The sequence below is a fragment of the Pseudoalteromonas sp. TAB23 genome, from assembly GCF_000498075.1.
Taxonomy (GTDB): Bacteria; Pseudomonadota; Gammaproteobacteria; order Enterobacterales; family Alteromonadaceae; genus Pseudoalteromonas; species Pseudoalteromonas arctica.
The window spans coordinates 9198-12134 of the sequence record NZ_AUTP01000314.1; the positions used below are offsets into that span (position 1 = coordinate 9198).

A 2937-nucleotide genomic window follows, 5' to 3' on the forward strand; every position below is an offset into this window, starting at 1 on the left:
GCCGCCGATGGTGGGCAATCGCAGCTGCGCGATAAGGCGAATATTGGTATTACGGGTTGGCAGTACCAACAGCATTGCATGGGGGTGTTAATTAAACTCGATGCACCGCAACAAATTAAAACATGGCAACAGTTTACACCAAGTGGGCCGTTAGCATTTTTACCAATGCAGGCACCGTACGCTAATTTAATTTGGTACGACGATGCAAATACATTGCAAGCATTTAAAGGGTTAAACCCAACTCAGTTAAAAACGCACATACTGAATAAATTCCCAGAACTTGCTGGAGACTTTGAAGTACAAACCCATGCAGTATTTCCGCTTACTCGCCAACACGCTAATAATTATTCGCAAGGGCGCATGGTTTTAGTAGGCGACGCTGCACATACAATTAATCCCCTTGCAGGGCAGGGCGTTAATTTGGGTTTTCAGGACGTAGTGGCACTTGCTGAGGTTTTAAACGAAGCAGGAGATATAGGTTGCCCGCTGAAACTTAAAGAATACGAGCGAGCTCGCCGTAAAGCTAATTTATTAATGATGAGCATGATGGACGCGTGTTACTTTGGGTTTTCTAATCAAATTACGCCACTTAAATGGGCACGTAGCCAGTTTTTAAAAATGGCTAATAATACGGGGCCAATAAAAAACTGGGTTTTAAAATACGCAATTAGTGGTGATTTAGGCTAAATTTAAAGTAGATATTAGAAAGGCTCATTTATGAGCCTTTTTTTATGTCTGTTTTTAAGTCAGCAAATAGAGACTCGGCTATATCGAACACAGTTTTAATTTAACTGGTGTTACATCACTAAATCGCAATTTAATAACTTTAAAGAGCCTGTGTGTGGATAATTTTTTTACAGTAATAATTATTTTAGGTGCGCTACTGCTTGTTGCTAGCTTAAAAACAACCGTTAAAGTTTGCAAAAAAACATCGCAAAGAGCATGGAGTGTACTGCTATGCGCTATTATTTTTTTTATTTTAGGGTATTGGTGGATACTTTATTATTTTTCAAACCACGATATTGCACCCGTCGTTATGAATATGGTGGCTATGTTGTTACTTGGCGGTGGTGGGTTTGTTTTTTTAGTTATTAAACTGAGCTTAAAAAGTATTCTTAAAATAGAGCAAGCAACGCAGTATCAAAAATATCAAACTGAGCACGATAACTTAACAACCTTACCTAACCGCGATAAATTTTTTAAATCTTTAAGTAAACAAGTTGAATATCCTTCCCCATTTTCACTATTTTATATCGACTTAAATAACTTTAAACAAATTAATGATGCGTTTGGGCATCATTGTGGGGACCAATTATTGACTGCATTTGCCAATAAACTAAATAAAGAATTATGCGGCATTGCTAAGTTATATCGAATAGGTGGCGATGAGTTTGCATTTTTATTGCATACCGATACAGATGAAAGCATGAATTATTGTGTAAACATTATAAACTCAGCCGTCAAAAGTCCGTTTTGTACGAATGAGCAAATGGTTAAAATACAATTAAGTATAGGCGTAAGCCGTTTTCCTGATGATAGCCGATTGCCCGATCAGCTATTAAAAAAAGCTGACTTGGCACTGCATGAAGCTAAAAAAACATTTCAACCTTTGGTAAATTACTCATCTGCAATAGGTAAACGAGCTGAGGATTTTTTTGATTTATCAGCCAAAATTAAAGTGGCATTACATAAAGATGAGTTTGAGCTTTATTTACAACCCATAATGGACTCTAAAGATCTGCAATTACATGGCCTAGAAGCGCTTATCCGATGGCCGCAAGATGATGGTAGCTTTATTAGTCCAGAAAAGTTTATAACTGTAGCTGAGCGTACAGGGCTTATTTTTCCTTTATCGAAATGGGTTGTACAAGAAGCCGTTAATCATATTAGAAAGCTCAAGCTATTTGGTTTCACTGGTACTATACATGTCAACTTATCGACGAAAGATATTGAAAGCAGCGAGTTTTACGATTTTATAATTAGTTTACTCGCAACCGACCCTACATTAAGCGACTCGTTAATTTTTGAAATTACAGAAGGTGCAATGATGACAAATATACCGGCTGCTAGAAAAATGATGCAACAGTTGAGTATGCGCGGGTTTAAATTTAGTGTTGATGACTTTGGTACTGGCTTTTCGTCACTGTCATTATTAAGAGAGCTGCCAATTAATCAAATAAAAATTGATCAGTCGTTTGTCAAAGATATGCTTACTAACTCACCTGATTACGCCATTGTAGAATCTACATTGTTTTTAGCGAGTCGATTAAATTGCGATGTAGTTGCTGAGGGAATAGAAACTAAAGAGGTAGAACAGGCGTTGTTGAGTCTTAACTGTGATTATTTACAAGGGTATTTATATAGCAAACCAATAAATATAGATGAATTTATAAATGTTTATTTGAGTGCAGGAAAAGTCAGTTGAATTTAATGAATATTGAGAAGTTTTAGACAGGGGAGTCAAATTGGCTGGGATACCAGGATTTGAACCTGGGAATGCCAGGATCAAAACCTGGTGCCTTACCGCTTGGCGATATCCCAACTATAAATTTGAATTAGTTTTAGTTCTTAATAAGAACATGGTGCGGAAGGAGAGACTTGAACTCTCACAACCTAAGTTACTGGAACCTAAATCCAGCGCGTCTACCAATTCCGCCACTCCCGCATCACTAATTTGCTAATTTAAACTCTAAGCTAGAGCAATTCTTTTATCCAAATTTCCTTGGTAGAAGAAGTTGGCTGGGATACCAGGATTTGAACCTGGGAATGCCAGGATCAAAACCTGGTGCCTTACCGCTTGGCGATATCCCAACAAAGAATTAATGATAATTTTATTTCTTATCAAGAAATGGTGCGGAAAGAGAGACTTGAACTCTCACAACCGAAGTTACTGGAACCTAAATCCAGCGCGTCTACCAATTCCGCCACTCCCGCATC

The 2937-nt window shown here is 37.8% G+C and carries 1 protein-coding gene, 4 tRNA genes and 1 pseudogene (1 of these 6 cut by a window edge); 2 read left to right on the forward strand and 4 right to left on the reverse strand.

The window, feature by feature from the left end; genetic code table 11:
• Positions 1 to 687 (forward strand): annotated as a pseudogene (locus tag L654_RS01000000126515) (FAD-dependent monooxygenase) (it extends 503 nt beyond the left edge of the window).
• Positions 688 to 841: 154 nt separating this feature from the next.
• Entirely contained in the window at positions 842 to 2425 is a 1584-nt protein-coding gene (locus L654_RS0120610; protein WP_024608938.1) for a bifunctional diguanylate cyclase/phosphodiesterase, read from the forward strand.
• Positions 2426 to 2466: 41 nt separating this feature from the next.
• Here the strand turns inward: L654_RS0120610 and L654_RS0120615 are convergent.
• The 4 genes from L654_RS0120615 to L654_RS0120630 form a co-directional block, all read right to left on the reverse strand.
• Positions 2467 to 2541, reverse strand: a tRNA-Gln gene (locus L654_RS0120615).
• Positions 2542 to 2580: 39 nt separating this feature from the next.
• Positions 2581 to 2665: transfer RNA gene (locus tag L654_RS0120620), tRNA-Leu, on the reverse strand.
• A 71-nt stretch (positions 2666 to 2736) separates the two neighbouring features.
• Positions 2737 to 2811: transfer RNA gene (locus tag L654_RS0120625), tRNA-Gln, on the reverse strand.
• Positions 2812 to 2849: 38 nt separating this feature from the next.
• Positions 2850 to 2934 (reverse strand) — tRNA-Leu (locus L654_RS0120630).
• Positions 2935 to 2937 lie beyond the last annotated feature (3 nt).